Below are 15,774 nucleotides of genomic sequence, written 5' to 3'. Positions count from 1 at the left end.
AACTCGAGCAAATCTCCAAACTCGAGCAAATCTCCAAACTCGAGCAAATCTCCAAACTCGAGCAAATCTCCAAACTCGAGCAAATCTCCAAATTACAGCACAGATAGCGTTATATTTGTCTAATCTGCCAGATTGGCAGAGAGGTTTTGTTGAGTGACTCCTGTTTGCCCTGATCGGAGACGGTTCCGTTCAACGGCGTGACTGATGTGCCTATTGACTGACCGGACATCGTCGATGTCCCCCATCACAAAGACTGTCCACAGATGGGTGTCATAATCGCCGTAGACATTGACTTGAATCTCCTTCTGCTCGAAATACTCCTCAATGCCGTTTGGATCAACCTGCTCAGGGTCGTCGATCGAAACGGTGAGAATGGGATGGTCATCCGACCAGCTAATGACACTGCCGGAATACTTGATTTTCGCCCAGCGTTTCAGCGTACCAAGCGCCGACGAGGTGCAATCTGACTCGAGGAGTTGGTGAGTATATGCACATGCGCTGTCCTCAAGCCACCGAGGGGGATTTGAAAGCGACCGACCAAGATGGGTCCAAGCAAGACTAGCGCAGCTCTTTAGTACGTCGTAAATGACGTTCTGTACCATCGCCATCATGATCCCCGTTGTGGGTGTCATGCGTGTGTTTCATCGGACACTGTACCTAAATCTCATTTGACAAAACAATCTTCGAGTCCACATTAGGGGCTTTAGACCGAGATTCCGCAAGTTGCGTCATCAACAACACCCACACCGCTGCCGGTAACGATGGTGGTGATCAGGGTAAAAAGCCTAAGCCGCCCGAAAACGGGGGATACGGGTTTTTATCCAATGATATATATGTGTAGCTATGCCGGGGAGTTATTCTCCCGTCTCTCACGCTCGACAGTCACAACTCAGTCACTCAGTCCTCGAGGTCGTCAAACGCATCCAACGTCGCTTGGTCCGTGCTCATGCAATCGCCTCTGTTGGTTCAGTGATCGCTGTCTGTTCAATCTCCGGCCCCATCGTCACCGTCTCCACAAGCTCCGAAATCTCCGTGCCCGTGAGTGCCGCTGCGAGTTTCGTCCACTCACATAGACGGTCATTGTTCAGCAACATCCACGTTTCTGGAGGCCAGAACAGGACGCCACCTATCGGATCATCCGGGTCGCCGTAACGTCCTGGTGGGAGTGTTCCCTCCAGGAGTGCGTCGATCGCGACCATGAACTCCATGTCAACGAACTCCGGCGTGACTGGACTCTGTCGCTCTTCGCGAGTCCGGAACGACAGGAGTAGCCTGTAGCCGTCCTCGCCAGCGTGGAGTAGTCCAAGCGCCTCGAGTTTGTCCCGGTGGTTCCGAATCGTCTGTGCGGATACATCAGCGCGTTCTGCTAACTCCTTCTGCGGGAGACGCTTCTCCGCACATAGCAGCGTGTAGACGATCGACGAGACGGACGGAGCCATATCCGGGAGGATTCGCACAGGCCCAAGCGTCGCCAAGCCGTATCGGAGTTCATCGGGACGAATCTCTCGAGTGGCGTCCTCGTTGCCGAGTTTGGAGAGTGCTTGAGCAGCGTCGTAGGGACTTCCCACAAGTCCGTGGAGTAGCGAGACGACCGATTGAGTTGGATGCATCCCTTTCTGCCAGAGGATCCGTGCAGTGACGTCCTCGAAGGCCTCACGTCCACACTCTTCCCGAACAGGAATCTCGATGTTGAACTCAGGTGCGTCTTCGTGGAGTTCAACAGGCCTCTCGAGACGCTGCTTAAGGACTGGCGCGAACCGGTGGACGTCCTTCCCTCGGATGACAAATGAACCGATGAGCGAGCCAACGGGAGTACTTGCATCGATCTCTGGCATGATAGCACGCTGGCGCTTCTCGTCACGATCCTCGTACAGCTGGCGGTAGCCGACGTAATGATCCGCGTACGTCGACTGGATTGCCGCCGAACGCGCAATGGATTCAGCAAGTGGTTCGTAGTGACGGCCAGCGTCGAGTTTTTCTGGCAGATGGATCTCACGGACTAAGTCAACGCCGGCGAGATCCAGGAGATGGACTACTGCACTGGCAAGACCGTGCGACCAGCGCATGATCTTCCCACGGATCGCCGAACGCTGCTCGCTGTTCTCTGCTTTCGTCGTGAGGTCCTCGATCTCCTCACCACGTGCGACAATAGCGTCCCGGAATTCACTCGGATTATCGAGTGCCTCATCAGAGATACCAAGGTTACGAGCGTCCCGAAGGATACCGTCAGGAACTTCCTCAACGATCTCCTCGAGACGGTTAACCGTGAGTGCCTTGTTCAACAACTTCGGGTGGCTCAACGCTAATGCGGTCCCCACCAGGTACTCGTACTCTCCGGTGGCTCGTACAGCAACCACTGCTTCGTCCTTGTCTTCGTCGTAGCTAACCCATCTAATTCGGTCGTTCTTGCCCCAGTCCGCCGGCTCCTTCACCAAGCTAATGCCGTTCTCTGTTGCGCTGGCTGCCGCAGCGGCGTGTTTGGCCCGGCTGTAGTACTCAGTTCGATAAGGTGCCGCCTTCTCACCACAATCTTGAGGCGGCTGGGTGCACACGCCCTGTAGACTACTATTTGGGGTTGATTCAACGCACTCCGTAAGTCGACTCTGTCGGGTGATTACGTCCAGATACTCCTCTCCAACGTGGGTTAGCGTGATCGCTGCCTCTCCATACCACTCAGTCCGGTCAACGAGTCCAAGAGGGACGAGCTTCTGTGACACGTGGTAGCGAACGGTCTCACGTGATACTCGAGTCTCACGGACGAAATCGTCGTATGTGAGGGTCTGGGACGCCTCATCGTTGAGCATCCGGAGGTACTTCACCGGCTTACTGTCTTCGCCGAGTTCGTCCACCGCGGCGGTCACCTTCTCATCTATCTCGGCAGACGATAGCCTATCCCGACGGGAGGGATTGTATTGAGATTCAACGCTGGCCGGGAGTTGGTCGCGGTGGTACTTCCACAAGAACGTCCGGACGATCTGGCTCTCTGCAACCAGCGTCACATCACACGCACTCGCGAGGTCGACGATGAACGAGATAACCTCGTTCCGATAACTCGCCTTCGTCTCATCGGGATCGGTGAAGTCCCCGTCGATCACGACGGCCACAGTCAGCGTCTCATCGGCCTCGCGAAGAATCGGGAGTGCTCCACCACGGATATCTTCTTCTTCAGACGAGAAGCCCGGTCCAAGCGGGGAGTGTCCCGTACCGAGTTGGCGAGTATATTCTGGAAGGTGGAGTTCTGCATTTACGCTGCCGTCTGCTACTTCGATACAGAACGATCGGTAGGCACCTCGAAGTGCCGTGACTCCAATCTCCTTGAGGTAGTCGTTGAACTCCCGTGGCGTCAGTCCCATTGCTACCTCTCGGATCGCCTTGAGAAGTGACGCGTTCACATTGGCTGATTCGAATAGCTCGGTGTGAATACTCGAGACAGTCCACGTGTCTGGCCGAACGATTACGTTGGCATCGACCGGTGGTTGTTCGGATAGCTCAAGGCCGCTGCTATCCGCGCTATGCTTGCTGCCTATCGTGCCCGTGCCGTCCATTTATGGCGTTCATGGCCCATAACGTGGGCAAACCGAAGCGAACACACAGGGAGTAAGAGTCTTCAACCCGGACGTTCTATGTCCAGATAGAAGGCCTATCCCGCGCCTTCGCTTAACCCGCCTTTCGACGCCGAACGGAGCGAGGTCCTGGCAGACTTTCGCGCTCCCGGCGTCGTTCGATTCAACTATCTGCATAGTCTTGGATGCGGGAACTTAATCGTGCCGACGAGGTTGATACTAATCGATCATCTTCTGAAGAAGATCCTCGTATCGCTCACCGCCTCGTTTGAGTGACTTGAGTTCCCGTCGCGTGTCCCGACTGCAGGGAATCCGACTCTTGGTAGCCGTGCTCATCTCTCACTTCGATACATAGATAGCAAGCTACTTAACCATTCTGGTGTTGTATTTAACCACGATGGTTAAAGATCGGCCACGGGGAATCCTTTCAACCGCAGATCGTGACTACCTCGAAAATCCAGATGATCGTTCAGCGCCTGCGCAGCATAAGCGAAAAGAAGCGATTATAGAGCGAACTCGGAACGCAGTAGTTGACCTATCTGTACTAAAGTCACAGTTGCCTCAGGAACTCCGCCAAGAGGTATTTAGTGATGATTATCCTGAGGATGTCCCTCTTGAGGAGCGATATTCGGTATACAATAATCTCACTGATGCACTCACATTCCTATTTCTTGGACTAACAGACAAGAATAGAGGCCCATCAGATGAAGAGGTTGTTGAGCACTTTGTTGAGAGTGCTGTGCGATCAATGTATACTGAGCGAGGGATGATGGTCTCCGATGCCACTGTTACAGTTGATGTTGAGCTGGCAGGCGAACTTCCAACCTACGACGAGCTTGACGACCTAACCCTTAGTGAGGCAGTCAACCAACTCGAGTCTGGTGAATTGGCTCCTGAGGTTCTTATGAAGTATCTCCTGGAAGCGCGTGATGGTGGTCTCGAAGAATTGGATGCAGAATTGTCCGATGATGAACCCGGTATAGAAGTACACCTCTCACAGTTTAGCTCGCTGGAGCAAGAGAGTGATGAAGAATAACAGATATCGCTGTTAGTCCTGACCGCTGACGGGACAACCCTCGAGTGGGATCGGCATCTCGTACTCGTCGATCGCCACGTCAAACTCCTCCGCTGACTTCGTCCAATGGTGGAAGCAAAGGGGGTAGTAGCCATCCCCGACATGGCGTTCGAGCAGCCCCTGAGACTACCATTCCCTACTCTCGTCGTACTTGTCGTTGCCAGGCTTTCCCCGAAAACCCGGTGACAGGCCTCCTCATCCTCCTCGCAAACACAACGAGACAGGTTGTGGTTGTGCGATTCAATGGGCGTTTGTGGCGATCTGGAGGAACGTCACCCCAGATCGCTGGCAATCCGGTAATTGAGTATGGTGATAAAACCATCCCCGGCAGGTTTATATCAGCCTGGTGTGATTACCCGTGTGACTAAATGCAGGGATTCGGTGATGTTTCTGGCCATTTTCGCAGTATGATCCAAGGTCATTGTGATGTTGTCGTTGTAGGAGTCGTGTTCGGTGATCTCATACAAGCCGGACGGTGTGCCAAGAAGACGGTCCGGAAGATATCTAACGTGGATGAAGCGAAGTGGAGCGATCTCACAGATACCCAAAAGCGACGGTTCATAGACTGTATTGCTGGAAACGACGATGTCGAGTTTGGATATGCCAAATTCACCCGGGAACAGATGCAGACGCTCGAGAATCAGTATTTGCTCTATCAAGATGTTTGCTTCCCGCCTGATTGGGATCTTGCACTTACGGGATACGCGTACGGAGAGATATTGTTTGAAAACGGAGCTCACGATGAACACCGAATATCATTTGAATTCGATCACGTCGCTTCACAGAAGCAGTCAGACGATATTGTCAGCCATATCGAAGAGTTCGTTCCGGGATCAAAACCGAAATACAACAGTTCTCACAACAGTCTGGGGATTCAAGCGGCTGATTGCTTTGCTGGGGCCGTCGCAGAAGATCACAAAAGCGATACAAACTGGCTTGATACGATCGACAGAGATCGCGTTGTTGCGTGTAGCGAGACATCACTGGTTCAATTAGAGAACGATCTCTACAACTACGATCGATGATGCCTCTCAGGAGTAAAAATGCCGAACCGTGATTGGCCTCCCACCCGCTTGCCCACTGGATCGCCGGACTTACTATCGAAATTCGAGGACCCAGTAGACGAGATGCTTTTCACATCTCTGCGAGGTCATTGACCTCTCACGGCTTTATCGGTATCAGTATTTACTCTCCCCACCACGATAAATATGACGGTATGACTGAAAGTCTACCAGAATATTATTGAAAATCATGCACACCGATAACTTCCGAGGATATATAATAGTATTAATATTTACTTGAGCCCTCCGGTGTCGCAATCGTTGTCGGTCACTCGGTCCTCGAGGTTGCCTCACCGTCCCCTAATTCTCGATTGGTCATACAGTAGGGACAGCCGTGTACCTCGCCGCCAATGCCGAACACTCGAATAAAGTCTTGAGTGACGAACCCTCCGCACTCTTCACATTCGGGCATAGTTACTCCGCCTCCTTGGCTGGCATCCCAGTCAAGAACCACTTTGCGCGTGTGATGATCCCAGCCTGGGCCTTCTGCTTCGAGAGACTCCGTTCTTCTTGGACGTATTCGACGAGTTCAGTCCGTTCTTCGCGGTCGTTGATGAGCGTGCGCTTTTCGTTGCGCAATCGTTCGACTTCAGTCTCGAGTTCTGCGATACGGTCCTCGTACTCGTTGCACAGTTCTTCCATCTCTTACTCATGGGTTGCCTGAACGTTGCGTAACTCTCGCTCAAGTTCGTCCACTCGTTGCGCAGTGTCGAAGATACGTCGGACGGCTTCGGCGTCTGAGATATCGCTGTCTGCCGATTCTTTGACTTGCTCGAGTTGCGCAAGATGTTCGTCACGTACGGTAGCGTTGACGCGGCCCATGCGCAGCGATTGCGTGCTCATTACCCATGAGTGTGGGTCAGACGCGCGTCAGACGGTTACAGACCGTCTTCGCCCGAACGGATACGTGCTTGTATATCGTGAACCATATCGATCGCTTCATCTCTTCCAGATATTCGGCCCCAGTCGTCTGGTAGGTTGTATTGATAGAAAGCAGCTGCCAGCGTCAAGAGCGCAGCCGTTTGATCATCGGTTTCAATATCGCACTCGGCGTTCCCCGAACTCGAGCCTTGATTTTTGAAGTCTTTGCGGCACCACGGACAGGCACTTCCGTTTACGAGCCGATCGTCAGGGAACCCACCACCACATGCGGGACAAATCCAGTCGCTCATTCGTCGTCACCTTCGCAGACGGCTTCGCGAAGATCCTCGAGTAGCTCGGGAGCGTGTTCCTCGAGGACGTCGACATCTTTCTCTACTTCCTCAAGCCGATTCCGCAAGTACGCACGAGTCTTGTAGCGGTACGAATCAGACCGCTCGCCGGCGATCGCTTCGCGTTCTGCTTCGGTAAGCAGTCCTCGACCTTCGGTCATGGACGCCGCTTTACTGTCCACACTCATACTTTATATGGTAACGTCCAGTGGCTTATGTCTTACTGTATTGAGTATGACTTACTTCTTACGGTAAGTTTAAGTGATTAGGTCTTATTGTATTGAGTAAGGACAGACCGGCCGCTCAGGATGATTATCATGGCTGAGAATCGCCCCGGTGCTTGTGACACCGCGGCGGTCGGCTGTCTTGGACAGAACAACCATGTCGACCTACACGACTGACGTTAAAGACGATTTCGAAGAACAGAGCGAGATTACCGTCAAAGAAGCCGCTGGTGACTGTGAGGTTATCGAAACGAGCGATAAGTGGGAAGGCCCGTTCCCTGAGTACGACAAGTACGGAACCCTCACGGGCTCCTCTTACGTCCGCTGCCAAGACTGCGGCCGAGAGATCCTCTCTGGTCGTAAGGACTTCGCGAGCCACCGAGGCGGATGCGCGTACGGTGACGAATAATGTCCGGGCGAACAGACGAATGGCCAGAAGAGCGGATTCAGGCCCAACTCGAAGAGGTCGCTCGAGCGCGTGCAACGTGCATTTCCGAGGGGGAGTGCGGTGAGCAGTAGGAGGGTCTGACCCTGTAAGCGGGCACTTGTCTGCTTATAGGGCAAAAGCCGAAGGATGGGCTTCTGACCTCGCTCATCCTACCTTTATTATTCAGGATCCGTCATCGAATATCCCGACTCTGAGGAGAAGCGGCAGCTCCAGCGCGACCAGTTTGAAACGCTCGCATCCGAATTAGCGATGTAGCCGGCACGTTCAAACTCAGGCGATTACCTTCGACACCTATCTTTATCCTGCAGTATTGAGCGTTTATCTTGATTTAAGATCGAAGAGCGCGAAGGATTGGTCGGTGAGAGTAGAAAACTGGGCCCATCTCAGCTCGTTCTGGCTCCAGAAACCGGAAGGACGTACCTACTAGGTAATCAATCTGACTTCACTTGCTTCGATGGCTCGACCATCATCTCACGGTTACGGAGTGACTCTGCAAGTGCAAGGTAGACATCACTACAATCATTATCCGCGTTTTTGTAGTGCGGGGTTTTTCCAAGGGTCTCAAAATCACCTACTAGCGTGAGGTGTTTCTTCGCACGGGTCAACGCTACGTTCAATCGACGAGGCCCCTCTTCAGGAAACGTTAGGAATCCGCTTTCTCCCGTATCATTTGACCGGACAAATGATACAATGATAGCTTCTCTCTCACTTCCTTGGAACGAGTCTATAGTATCGATGGTTACGAAGCGAGTGGACTCCTCAATATACTCGTCAAGGATATCTTGAATAGTGTCAATTTGACCTCGGTAAGTTGTGATGATTCCAATACATCCCATTGGAACTCCCTTTTCACGGAGATCTTTCACACGCTTTGCTACAACCTTAGCTTCCCGAGAGTTCTTTTTGCTTACTCCTGCATCTTCTTCTTCTCCGTTCACGTTGATGCCCATCAGAGGTGGTTCATCAGGTACTGTCCACATTCTATTTATTTCATCAGTCTGCAATTCCCCACCGTAGAAAGTCGTAGAGGGGAACTCAGCGATTTCTTCATTCATCCGGTATTGACGCCGGAGCATTGTTCGAACGCCCGAATCGTAGATAGCGAGGAAATGCTCGAACAGCGATACCCGGATCGGGCGTTCTTCAGCCTCGGTACTTTTGTATGGGGGAAGTTGCTTGTGATCGCCTGCGAGGACTATCTTCTCTGAACAGACGTATGGGATCAATGACGATGGAATATTTGCCTGAGTTGCTTCGTCAATGATCGCGATATCGAACTCGTCTTTATCGAAGTCTGCAGCGGCGCTTGCAGTTGTGGCAACGATATTCGCATTCCCTGGCTTTTCCCCCACATAGTGCTTGTCCACAACTTTGTTCTCACATCCAGACCCGGCCCGGGCGATTGAAACATCAAGGTTCCATGTTGGATCTTGTGCCAGTTCGTGAAGGCTCCCAGTTTCTATGCTCTCGAGAGTGGAATCCCCAACGAGAAGATTATCGACGGCTGAATTACTGTGAGCGCAGACGAGAACTCTTCCACCTTCGGCGACGACTTGTCGCGTAATCGCATTCAGTGTACGAGTTTTCCCTGTCCCCGGTGGACCGTGGATACAGTAGACGTGCTTTGCTCGGAGAGCACGTTCAGCAGCTTCAGCTTGGAATTCATTGAGTTTCACACCACCAACAACAGGATCATCACTTCCTGGGTCATAGAATCGCTCACGAGTCGTCTCACCGTCGCTGTCCTCGTCACAGACTGTCAGGTTTTGGACTTTGAGGGAATACTTGGAAGTGAAGTCCAGAGTAGTTTTCCCTAGCAGAATGTTGTTTCGTCTAGAATCCTGTTGACTGGTCTTGATAGCTTCTCTCTCACGGTTAAATGGGACTCGATTGAGTAGGCCTACGATCTGAAAGACTTCTGAATCATCGGTTAGAACATAGTCTGTACTCTTAGAGCCAGTATCAAATGTCGAGAATGCAATCATTCGGTCATCTGTGTCCCAGTATTCGAATTTGGCTCGTATCGCCGAGGCCAATTCACTACCCTGCTGGGATTCACCCAGTGGATCAATCAACACCTCCATCTCAGGATATAGGTCGAACTCATCAACAGGGTCAATAGGCTCAGGATCGTCTTCGTCTTCAGCTGGGATGACGAACTCGTAGACTTCACCGATATCTGGGTGGTCGTGACGGCCTAGCGAGACGGCTTCTGGTATTCCGCCGTGTTTATCTGCGTATTGATAGAACTGCTGTCTCCGGTATGCCTCCTTATTCTCTTCACGGCTTTGACTTTCAAGTGTGTTCACGAAGTCTTCCAGTTCTCTAAACCACTTGTTTTCCTTCTCTTTGGAGTGAGGACTTACTGGGGTCGCTTGAGGAGGACTATCTTCGTCAATGATCGTGGAAGGTTCGATGGCATAACTCGGCGTGGATGGCGGTTCGTAGTTGTCTGACCAGAAGCGAAGACGTTGTCCAATCCGTGTCTTGTAGATGGTTCGTACCGATTCGCGGGCTTTTCCTTGCGACGTTCCCTTTCCTCGCGACGGGTTCCTGTAAACGAGGAAGTCACCCATCAGAGCTTCCTCCAACTCGACGTGCTCCCCAGATAATTCCGCGCTATTGGGTTCATGGAGGGGGATTTTGAGAGGACCTGACGTTTCCTCAGTGAGTTCTTTTATCTTTTCTATGATTTCACTCCCATCGATGTCGTACGATTCGGTGCTGTCTGGTAGCAGGAACTCCAGACGGTTGTAGGCGGTAAGTTGGGAATGTTTGGGTTCGTGTGCCTTGATAGCGTGGTACAGAAGGTCTGTCATTATGGATTATTGTTGTATCTGGTTATAAGACGGTAAATGGGATTGAACCCCTAAAGGTGAGTGGATATCAATCTCGTGGAGGGGAAGGGGTACTGAAGGATGAATAGTTCGTGGTCGCTTAGAGTTTGAGTTGGAATTTCTGGCCGGTCAGTTGGCCGTTCTGTTCTTTGACGGTGACCATGACAGTATTACCAACTGTGCTGTTTGGAACTAGGATCTGGTGATCGTTGCAAACTGCGTACGGTGTTCCATTCTGTTTACCCTCGATTTTGACGCTGAGACATTCACCAAGGAGGTCCGAAGGTGATTCCGTTTCCTCCGCTTTCACTTTGTGCTTAGCTTTGCCACCAGGGACGCTCACCTTCTCAACTTTGTTGAGGTCAATAGCAGGCTGGTCACCTTGCCGGTCATGAACGGTTCCTTTTGAATCTCCGACGGTCCCTGGCATTGACTCGCCAACTTGGAACGCTGAGTCGCTTCGGTGCTCGTAGTTATAGCGATCCCTGCTTGGATTCCAATTCATCTGCAAATATGTGGTGAGAGAGATATTATAACTTTTCCGGCACGGTAGTGTCTAGCCATCCGTTTATCACTTCCTTGGCGGGAGTGCGGTTATCGAGCGCCTGATTCGGTCGCTGTGTATTGTAATAGTAGACGAAGGCGGTGAGCCAGCGCTGAGCGCTGGCTCGCCCCATCCACATCTGATGGAACCGGTCGATTCGCATCACCAGTGTCTGGAACTATTTCTCGATCAAATTTCGTTCGACGTAATCCAGGTGACCGCGTAGATCACGCCGCGCGAGCGCGGTCAGATAACCCATTCCGCCGACAAGGTCGCCCCCGAGAGGTCGTGTTTCTCGGCCAGTCGGCCGAGAAACTCGGCCGCTGGATCCGTTCCTCGTCGAGGGAAAATCCAGATATCCAGCAGGAGTTTCGTTTCGACGTCGATCGCGGCGTACAGCCATGTCGCTCGGTTCCGATTGTTACTGTCGTTTCGTCGACGGCGACCCGCGACGGCTTCGCCGTCGGCGGGTTCGGGGTCTCCTCTGCAACCCGATGCACCCACTGAAACACCGCTTGATGTGACCGAGTGACGCCAAACGTTTCGAGAGCAGCAACCGTCTCACGAAGCGAAAGTCCTGACGCATGAAGCCGTACCGCGAGCGCCCTCAGAGCGCTCGCGGTGCTTTCCTCAGCCCAATAGTCAAGCGGATCGGGTTCGAGCGTAACGGTGAGCGGTTCTTGGTGTGCATGACAGCCAACTCCAAGAACTGCTCGCTCGTTGACTAGACACTACCGGTTACGTGGAGAAGCAGTTGAGCGGAACTACTACGTACACGCTTGCTGAGGATCCGCCGAGTAACGACAACACGGGACTGGACCTTCTAATCCAGCAGCGCGATAGAGTTGATTCTCGAATCGGAGGCTACTCGCTAGCCTCGAATCCCCACCGCTCAAGTTCCTCGACAACGATCTCCGGCCGACGCATCGCTGCGACGTACGCGGCCTCGCGGACGTCCGTCTTCGAGACATCGGCCCTGAGGTGATCGCTAGCCACGTCGACGAGATCGCCCTCAGCGTTTTGGACGGCCTCCCGAAGATAGAACTGAACCATGTCGCGGCTGTCCTTGACGTTCGACCGCGTGTAGACCCACGGAACACCGGAGTCGTCGCGACCGTTCTGCGGCAACGTGGGGGCAACACTGTCCGAGTCGCTGATCGCCTCCAGTTCGTTGCTCGAGCTCACACCGACTGTCTCGAGATCTTCGACGTCATCCTCCTGGTCTTCGTCGTAATCGTCGACCTCTTCATCCGCCTCATTTGGCTCGGGCGCTGCGTCCGCAAAGGGATCGTCGCCAGCGCCTTCCTTCATGCCCCAGCCACCTCGGTTATCGACTCGGCCAGCTGAGAGAGTTTCTCGAGCGTTTCCATCTCGTGATCGCGCTTCCGGTCACGGTGGTGAGCAACGTAGTAGCGAGGCGTGCACTGCTCCTTCCAGCAGCCCTCGAACAGCGACGCCCGGCGCCGGAGCGCGACCGGCGCGGGATAACCACGGTCGCGGATCTCCTCGAGGTACTCCTGCTGGTCTGACGTCCGACCGACGCCGTTCGGGACCGCTGCCAGGACGCCGACCTCGGCCTCGATCTGCTCCTCGAGGCCGTCAACGAGTTCCTCAAGGCCGAGGACGCTTTGCATCCCTTTCCCTGTCGGCTCGATCGGGATGACCAGCGACCGCGTCGCGTTCACCGCGTTGTAGAGATGTGGGCCCGCAGTCGCCGGCGGATCGACGACTAGCGTGTCATACTGCTTCGGGATCCCCGCCTCAAGGAGAACCTGACGCAGCTGGTCGTTTGGGTCGAACTCCTCGTCGAGATCCTGCGCCATCTGCTCCGCACGAGCGAGCAGGTCACCTAGCCGTTCCATCATGTTGTGGCTCGGAACGAGATCGAAGTCATACCGGGTCTCGAGGATGAGTTCCTCAAAGTCTCCCTTCGGCCGGTCGATCAAGTGCCGAGTGAGGTTGTCGGCGCTACCGTCGTTTCGCGGTGCATCGACGCCGAGAAGGTGGGTGAGCGATCCGTATTGCGGGTCGAGGTCAACCATCAGGACGTCCTGGCCGGCGCGTGCGTGCTCGTCGGCTAAGCTCGCGGCGATCGTCGTCTTTCCGACGCCGCCGGCTTCAGAGTACGTTGTGTACGTAAGCATGATTGTTCAGATGGACTAATCAGTTATAGTACCCCGTCAGACGTATCGACTAACCTAATTGGTTAGCCTAATCGACCGATCTAATCAGTTGTCTATCTATCCTGCCTCGCGCCATACCGGAGTTATCTCCCATGGCCTAACCGGATAGCCTAATTAGGTAGCCTAAGCAAGCAGGCTGTAGAGAAATCCATCTAGATAGACTAATTCTTCGTACTCTCGTAGGTAGCGAGCCTTCTCTTGTGCGCTGACGAATTCTGGTTCAAAGCCGGCAGCTTCGAGGGGCCGAGGATACGACCCGAATCGGTCTCGATAAACGCCGAGCGAGATCTTGCTATGTCCTTTGAGATCAGTACTTGTGGGGACGCGACCGAGTTGGTCCTCGAAGAGATGGAGTTCAGCAAGGAGGACAAGATTGCTATACCGATATTGGCCCGCTCGCCAGTCAATGGGTCGATATACCGGCCAACGCGTTCTTTGACGTCTTCTAGGAGGACTGAGATAGCCCTCGAGTTGCTCGAACGGATCCTCAGGTGGTTATTCGCGACTCTCGGCGTTGTTACTCATCGAGACCGTTACCGTTCTCATCCTCTGCCGTATCTTCGCCTTCTGCCGCCCTCGAGGCCCGGCCGGCGGCAGTTGGGCAACCTCGTCGATATCCCAGGCGGTCTCGACGCCGCACCGATCGGCGAGGCGGACACGACGCACCCAAAGTGCTATCGAGCGGGCGTTCTCGCACTGGGTCTCCCACTGATCGCACGCGATCGCCAATTGTTCGCTCGAGTGCGCCTCAAGGTCGCGGTAGTACGCGACGACGCCGACGTCATCGGGATCCACGAACTTGTGCGGGATGTTCGGATTGTCCGCGTAGTGCTGTGCAGCTGTCTCGATCCTGACGTCGATCTTCCCCAGCGCTCGAGTTCCTCGACAATCGACTCGAACGCCTGTCTGTGGCTGACCGAGAGGACACCAGGGTCCGGTTCGCGGTCGTCCGGGTCGGTGCGATCGTAGCCATCGGGTCACGGTAGCTCGTGTGTTTGTGTGTTCATGCAAAATCACCCAGCGTTGTCGTGCTGCCGTCACCCCCGATCGATGATTCTCCTAACAGTTCCCGAAACGTAGCCTCGGCCTCTTCCGCTGGTCGAAATGCTTCCGGAGCCGGGTTGCGACGGTCCTGGGAGTTCCGTGCCAGTCGTCGCCGAGATCGGCGAGGAGACGCTGCGCGTCACGATACTTCAGCGGCCAGTCCTCGAGGACATAGTCGTCGTTCCGCCCGCCGATTACCCAGAAACATGTCGCGCACGTGTTCTTCGAGCCAGGTCGAAACATCAACTCGCCATTGTTGCTGCAGTTGGGACACGTCCAGTAGCGGTCGAAGATACGGATACCTCGGTCGTCGACATAGTCCATGTCGTCGTAGTCCGCGCTCGAGTGCGGGACATGTTCGATCTCGTCACTCCCTATGGAGGGTCGCTATGAGCGTTCTGTCAGACGGGACTGCCGGTTTTAAGTACCATCCGCGTCTACCGGTTAGGCAACACGATAGGAGAAACACACCCACCGCTCATCGGTGTGGTTCGCAGGAAGAATGGGGCGAACCGATGCCCCATGGTTGGACACCTATTCCTGCGACCCGGATCGATATAAAAGTTCGCCTCTCGAGGAGCCGCGGCTCTGTCCTGCGCGGCCTTCTACTACCCCTCGAGAGGTGACTCTGTATTTCGGAGAGGTATTGCGAGGGAACTGATCACAGGAATTCGAAAACAGGATGTCAATTCAACCGGATACAACGACCGCACCGACGAACGAACAACTTGCCGCCGAACTGCAGCAGCTCCGCGAGCGCGTCGATGACCTCGAGGCGACTGTCGAGGAACAACAGAACGTCATCGAGCAGAAGGACGACCGGATCTCCGAGCTCGAGGAGCAGCTGGACGAGGTTGCCGATGAACAGGATCGGAAGCACGCCCGTTTCGACGCTGCGACCGACCTCAACGACGATCGACTGAACGAATTGATGGCTCGCGAACTCGAGAAGGGCGCGCACCTGCCCGCGGGGATCGTTGTCGAGTTCGACCTCCCGATCAAGGAGGGTCGCCTCGAGAAGATTCAGAAGGACAGTGGCGAGTACTACCGCCTACCCGAAAGCGAGGATCCGCTTGCTCGAGGCGGCTCGACGAACCTGGCGCACGCTGATCTCCTCCCGATCCAGCAGCTGGCCCAGATGGACGACGAGATGCTCGATCGGACGGCCAAGACGAAGGGCGACTACCTCGCAGCGAAACTCTGGCAGGCACGCGATAGCGAGATCGACAATCCCTGGAAGAACGGCTGCAAGGGTGTCCGAGCGTACATCGACGCCAGTGAGATGAAACACTGGATCCGCCGTGAACTTGGTCGGGGTGCCGTCGACGATGCCTACGCGAAGAAACTCGTCTCCCGAACGATCGGCGCCATGAAGGATCTTACGAAGGATCGAATCAAGGTTGACAAGACCAAGAGTGGCCGGAGCGGCGTGACTAGCAAGGAACGCCGAGTCAAGATTATGGAAGGAACCGAGATCCCCGGCGAAACCAGCCACGATAGGAATGAGGAAGAGACAGTTGGTGTCCACGAGTGACCCTGTCCCCGATCTAGCAGACTGGGCGTAAGCCCTCAGCCATCAACCGA

General features: G+C 54.2%; 18 protein-coding genes and 1 pseudogene. 4 read left to right on the top strand and 15 right to left on the bottom strand.

The features are described from left to right. Window positions 1-119 precede the first annotated feature (119 nt). Both EH209_RS23270 and EH209_RS24880 read right to left on the bottom strand, forming a co-directional pair. Complete coding sequence (locus tag EH209_RS23270) at window positions 120-632, bottom strand: hypothetical protein (RefSeq protein WP_126665180.1); 513 nt, start codon at window positions 630-632, stop codon at window positions 120-122. 312 nt (window positions 633-944) lie between these two features. Next, window positions 945-3,353: an HTH domain-containing protein gene (locus EH209_RS24880; RefSeq protein ID WP_249038892.1), complete on the bottom strand. Its 2,409-nt coding sequence runs from the start codon at window positions 3,351-3,353 to the stop codon at window positions 945-947. Between the two features lie 607 nt (window positions 3,354-3,960). On the opposite strand from EH209_RS24880, the gene EH209_RS23260 reads away from it, so the two are divergent. Both EH209_RS23260 and EH209_RS23255 read left to right on the top strand, forming a co-directional pair. Next, complete coding sequence (locus EH209_RS23260; RefSeq protein WP_126665179.1) at window positions 3,961-4,599, top strand: hypothetical protein; 639 nt, start codon at window positions 3,961-3,963, stop codon at window positions 4,597-4,599. A 407-nt stretch (window positions 4,600-5,006) separates the two neighbouring features. Continuing rightward, the gene (locus EH209_RS23255) at window positions 5,007-5,663 is read left to right on the top strand and encodes a DUF3800 domain-containing protein (protein ID WP_126665178.1); all 657 of its coding nucleotides are present in this window, start codon (window positions 5,007-5,009) and stop codon (window positions 5,661-5,663) included. A gap of 304 nt (window positions 5,664-5,967) precedes the next feature. Here the strand turns inward: EH209_RS23255 and EH209_RS25315 are convergent, their stop codons facing one another. Genes EH209_RS25315 through EH209_RS23235 form a run of 5 tightly spaced genes read right to left on the bottom strand, consistent with a single transcriptional unit; the run spans window position 5,968 to window position 7,098 of the window. Next, window positions 5,968-6,111 (bottom strand): DUF7563 family protein, encoded by a 144-nt coding sequence (locus EH209_RS25315; RefSeq protein WP_449271926.1) that lies wholly within the window; start codon window positions 6,109-6,111, stop codon window positions 5,968-5,970. Between the two features lie 2 nt (window positions 6,112-6,113). Next, window positions 6,114-6,341 carry a hypothetical protein gene (locus tag EH209_RS23250; protein ID WP_126665177.1) on the bottom strand — a complete coding sequence of 76 codons (228 nt, stop codon included), beginning with the start codon at window positions 6,339-6,341 and terminating at the stop codon, window positions 6,114-6,116. Between the two features lie 3 nt (window positions 6,342-6,344). Then, a complete protein-coding gene (locus tag EH209_RS23245; protein WP_126665176.1) occupies window positions 6,345-6,542 on the bottom strand; it encodes a hypothetical protein in 198 nt (65 codons plus the stop codon). Window positions 6,543-6,577: 35 nt separating this feature from the next. After that, the gene (locus EH209_RS23240; protein WP_126665175.1) at window positions 6,578-6,871 is read right to left on the bottom strand and encodes a hypothetical protein; all 294 of its coding nucleotides are present in this window, start codon (window positions 6,869-6,871) and stop codon (window positions 6,578-6,580) included. After that, window positions 6,868-7,098, bottom strand: coding sequence for a hypothetical protein (locus EH209_RS23235; RefSeq protein WP_249038891.1), 231 nt, complete (start codon window positions 7,096-7,098; stop codon window positions 6,868-6,870). The genes EH209_RS23240 and EH209_RS23235 overlap by 4 nt, the downstream gene beginning before the upstream one ends. Before the next feature lie 193 nt (window positions 7,099-7,291). Here EH209_RS23235 and EH209_RS23230 point away from each other — a divergent pair, with 193 nt between their 5' ends. Next, entirely contained in the window at window positions 7,292-7,543 is a 252-nt protein-coding gene (locus EH209_RS23230) for a hypothetical protein (protein ID WP_211338425.1), read from the top strand. Window positions 7,544-8,013: 470 nt separating this feature from the next. Here the strand turns inward: EH209_RS23230 and EH209_RS23225 are convergent, their stop codons facing one another. From EH209_RS23225 to EH209_RS23195, 8 genes and pseudogenes are all read right to left on the bottom strand, one after another. After that, the gene (locus EH209_RS23225; RefSeq protein ID WP_126665174.1) at window positions 8,014-10,401 is read right to left on the bottom strand and encodes a DEAD/DEAH box helicase; all 2,388 of its coding nucleotides are present in this window, start codon (window positions 10,399-10,401) and stop codon (window positions 8,014-8,016) included. A gap of 118 nt (window positions 10,402-10,519) precedes the next feature. Beyond that, window positions 10,520-10,924, bottom strand: a complete 405-nt coding sequence (locus tag EH209_RS23220) for a hypothetical protein (RefSeq protein ID WP_126665173.1) — start codon at window positions 10,922-10,924, stop codon at window positions 10,520-10,522. A 25-nt stretch (window positions 10,925-10,949) separates the two neighbouring features. Next, window positions 10,950-11,637, bottom strand: a pseudogene (locus tag EH209_RS23215) (IS6 family transposase); the annotation flags it as partial. A gap of 190 nt (window positions 11,638-11,827) precedes the next feature. Continuing rightward, the gene (locus EH209_RS23210; protein WP_126665172.1) at window positions 11,828-12,274 is read right to left on the bottom strand and encodes a hypothetical protein; all 447 of its coding nucleotides are present in this window, start codon (window positions 12,272-12,274) and stop codon (window positions 11,828-11,830) included. After that, window positions 12,271-13,107 carry a ParA family protein gene (locus EH209_RS23205; protein ID WP_126665171.1) on the bottom strand — a complete coding sequence of 279 codons (837 nt, stop codon included), beginning with the start codon at window positions 13,105-13,107 and terminating at the stop codon, window positions 12,271-12,273. The genes EH209_RS23210 and EH209_RS23205 overlap by 4 nt, the downstream gene beginning before the upstream one ends. Before the next feature lie 162 nt (window positions 13,108-13,269). Next, window positions 13,270-13,554, bottom strand: a complete 285-nt coding sequence (locus EH209_RS25230) for a homing endonuclease associated repeat-containing protein (protein WP_394343717.1) — start codon at window positions 13,552-13,554, stop codon at window positions 13,270-13,272. 87 nt (window positions 13,555-13,641) lie between these two features. After that, the gene (locus EH209_RS23200) at window positions 13,642-13,941 is read right to left on the bottom strand and encodes a hypothetical protein (RefSeq protein ID WP_126665170.1); all 300 of its coding nucleotides are present in this window, start codon (window positions 13,939-13,941) and stop codon (window positions 13,642-13,644) included. Window positions 13,942-14,205: 264 nt separating this feature from the next. Continuing rightward, window positions 14,206-14,514, bottom strand: coding sequence for a hypothetical protein (locus EH209_RS23195; protein WP_126665169.1), 309 nt, complete (start codon window positions 14,512-14,514; stop codon window positions 14,206-14,208). Between the two features lie 358 nt (window positions 14,515-14,872). Here EH209_RS23195 and EH209_RS23190 point away from each other — a divergent pair, with 358 nt between their 5' ends. Beyond that, on the top strand, window positions 14,873-15,724 hold the full coding sequence (locus EH209_RS23190; protein WP_126665168.1) for a hypothetical protein: 852 nt from the start codon (window positions 14,873-14,875) through the stop codon (window positions 15,722-15,724). Window positions 15,725-15,774: the final 50 nt, after the last annotated feature.

The sequence above is a fragment of the Haloterrigena salifodinae genome, assembly GCF_003977755.1.
GTDB classification, from domain to species: Archaea; Halobacteriota; Halobacteria; order Halobacteriales; family Natrialbaceae; genus Haloterrigena; species Haloterrigena salifodinae.
The sequence above is the reverse complement of the archived record's forward strand: the minus strand, read 5'-3'. Positions and strand labels throughout refer to the sequence as shown.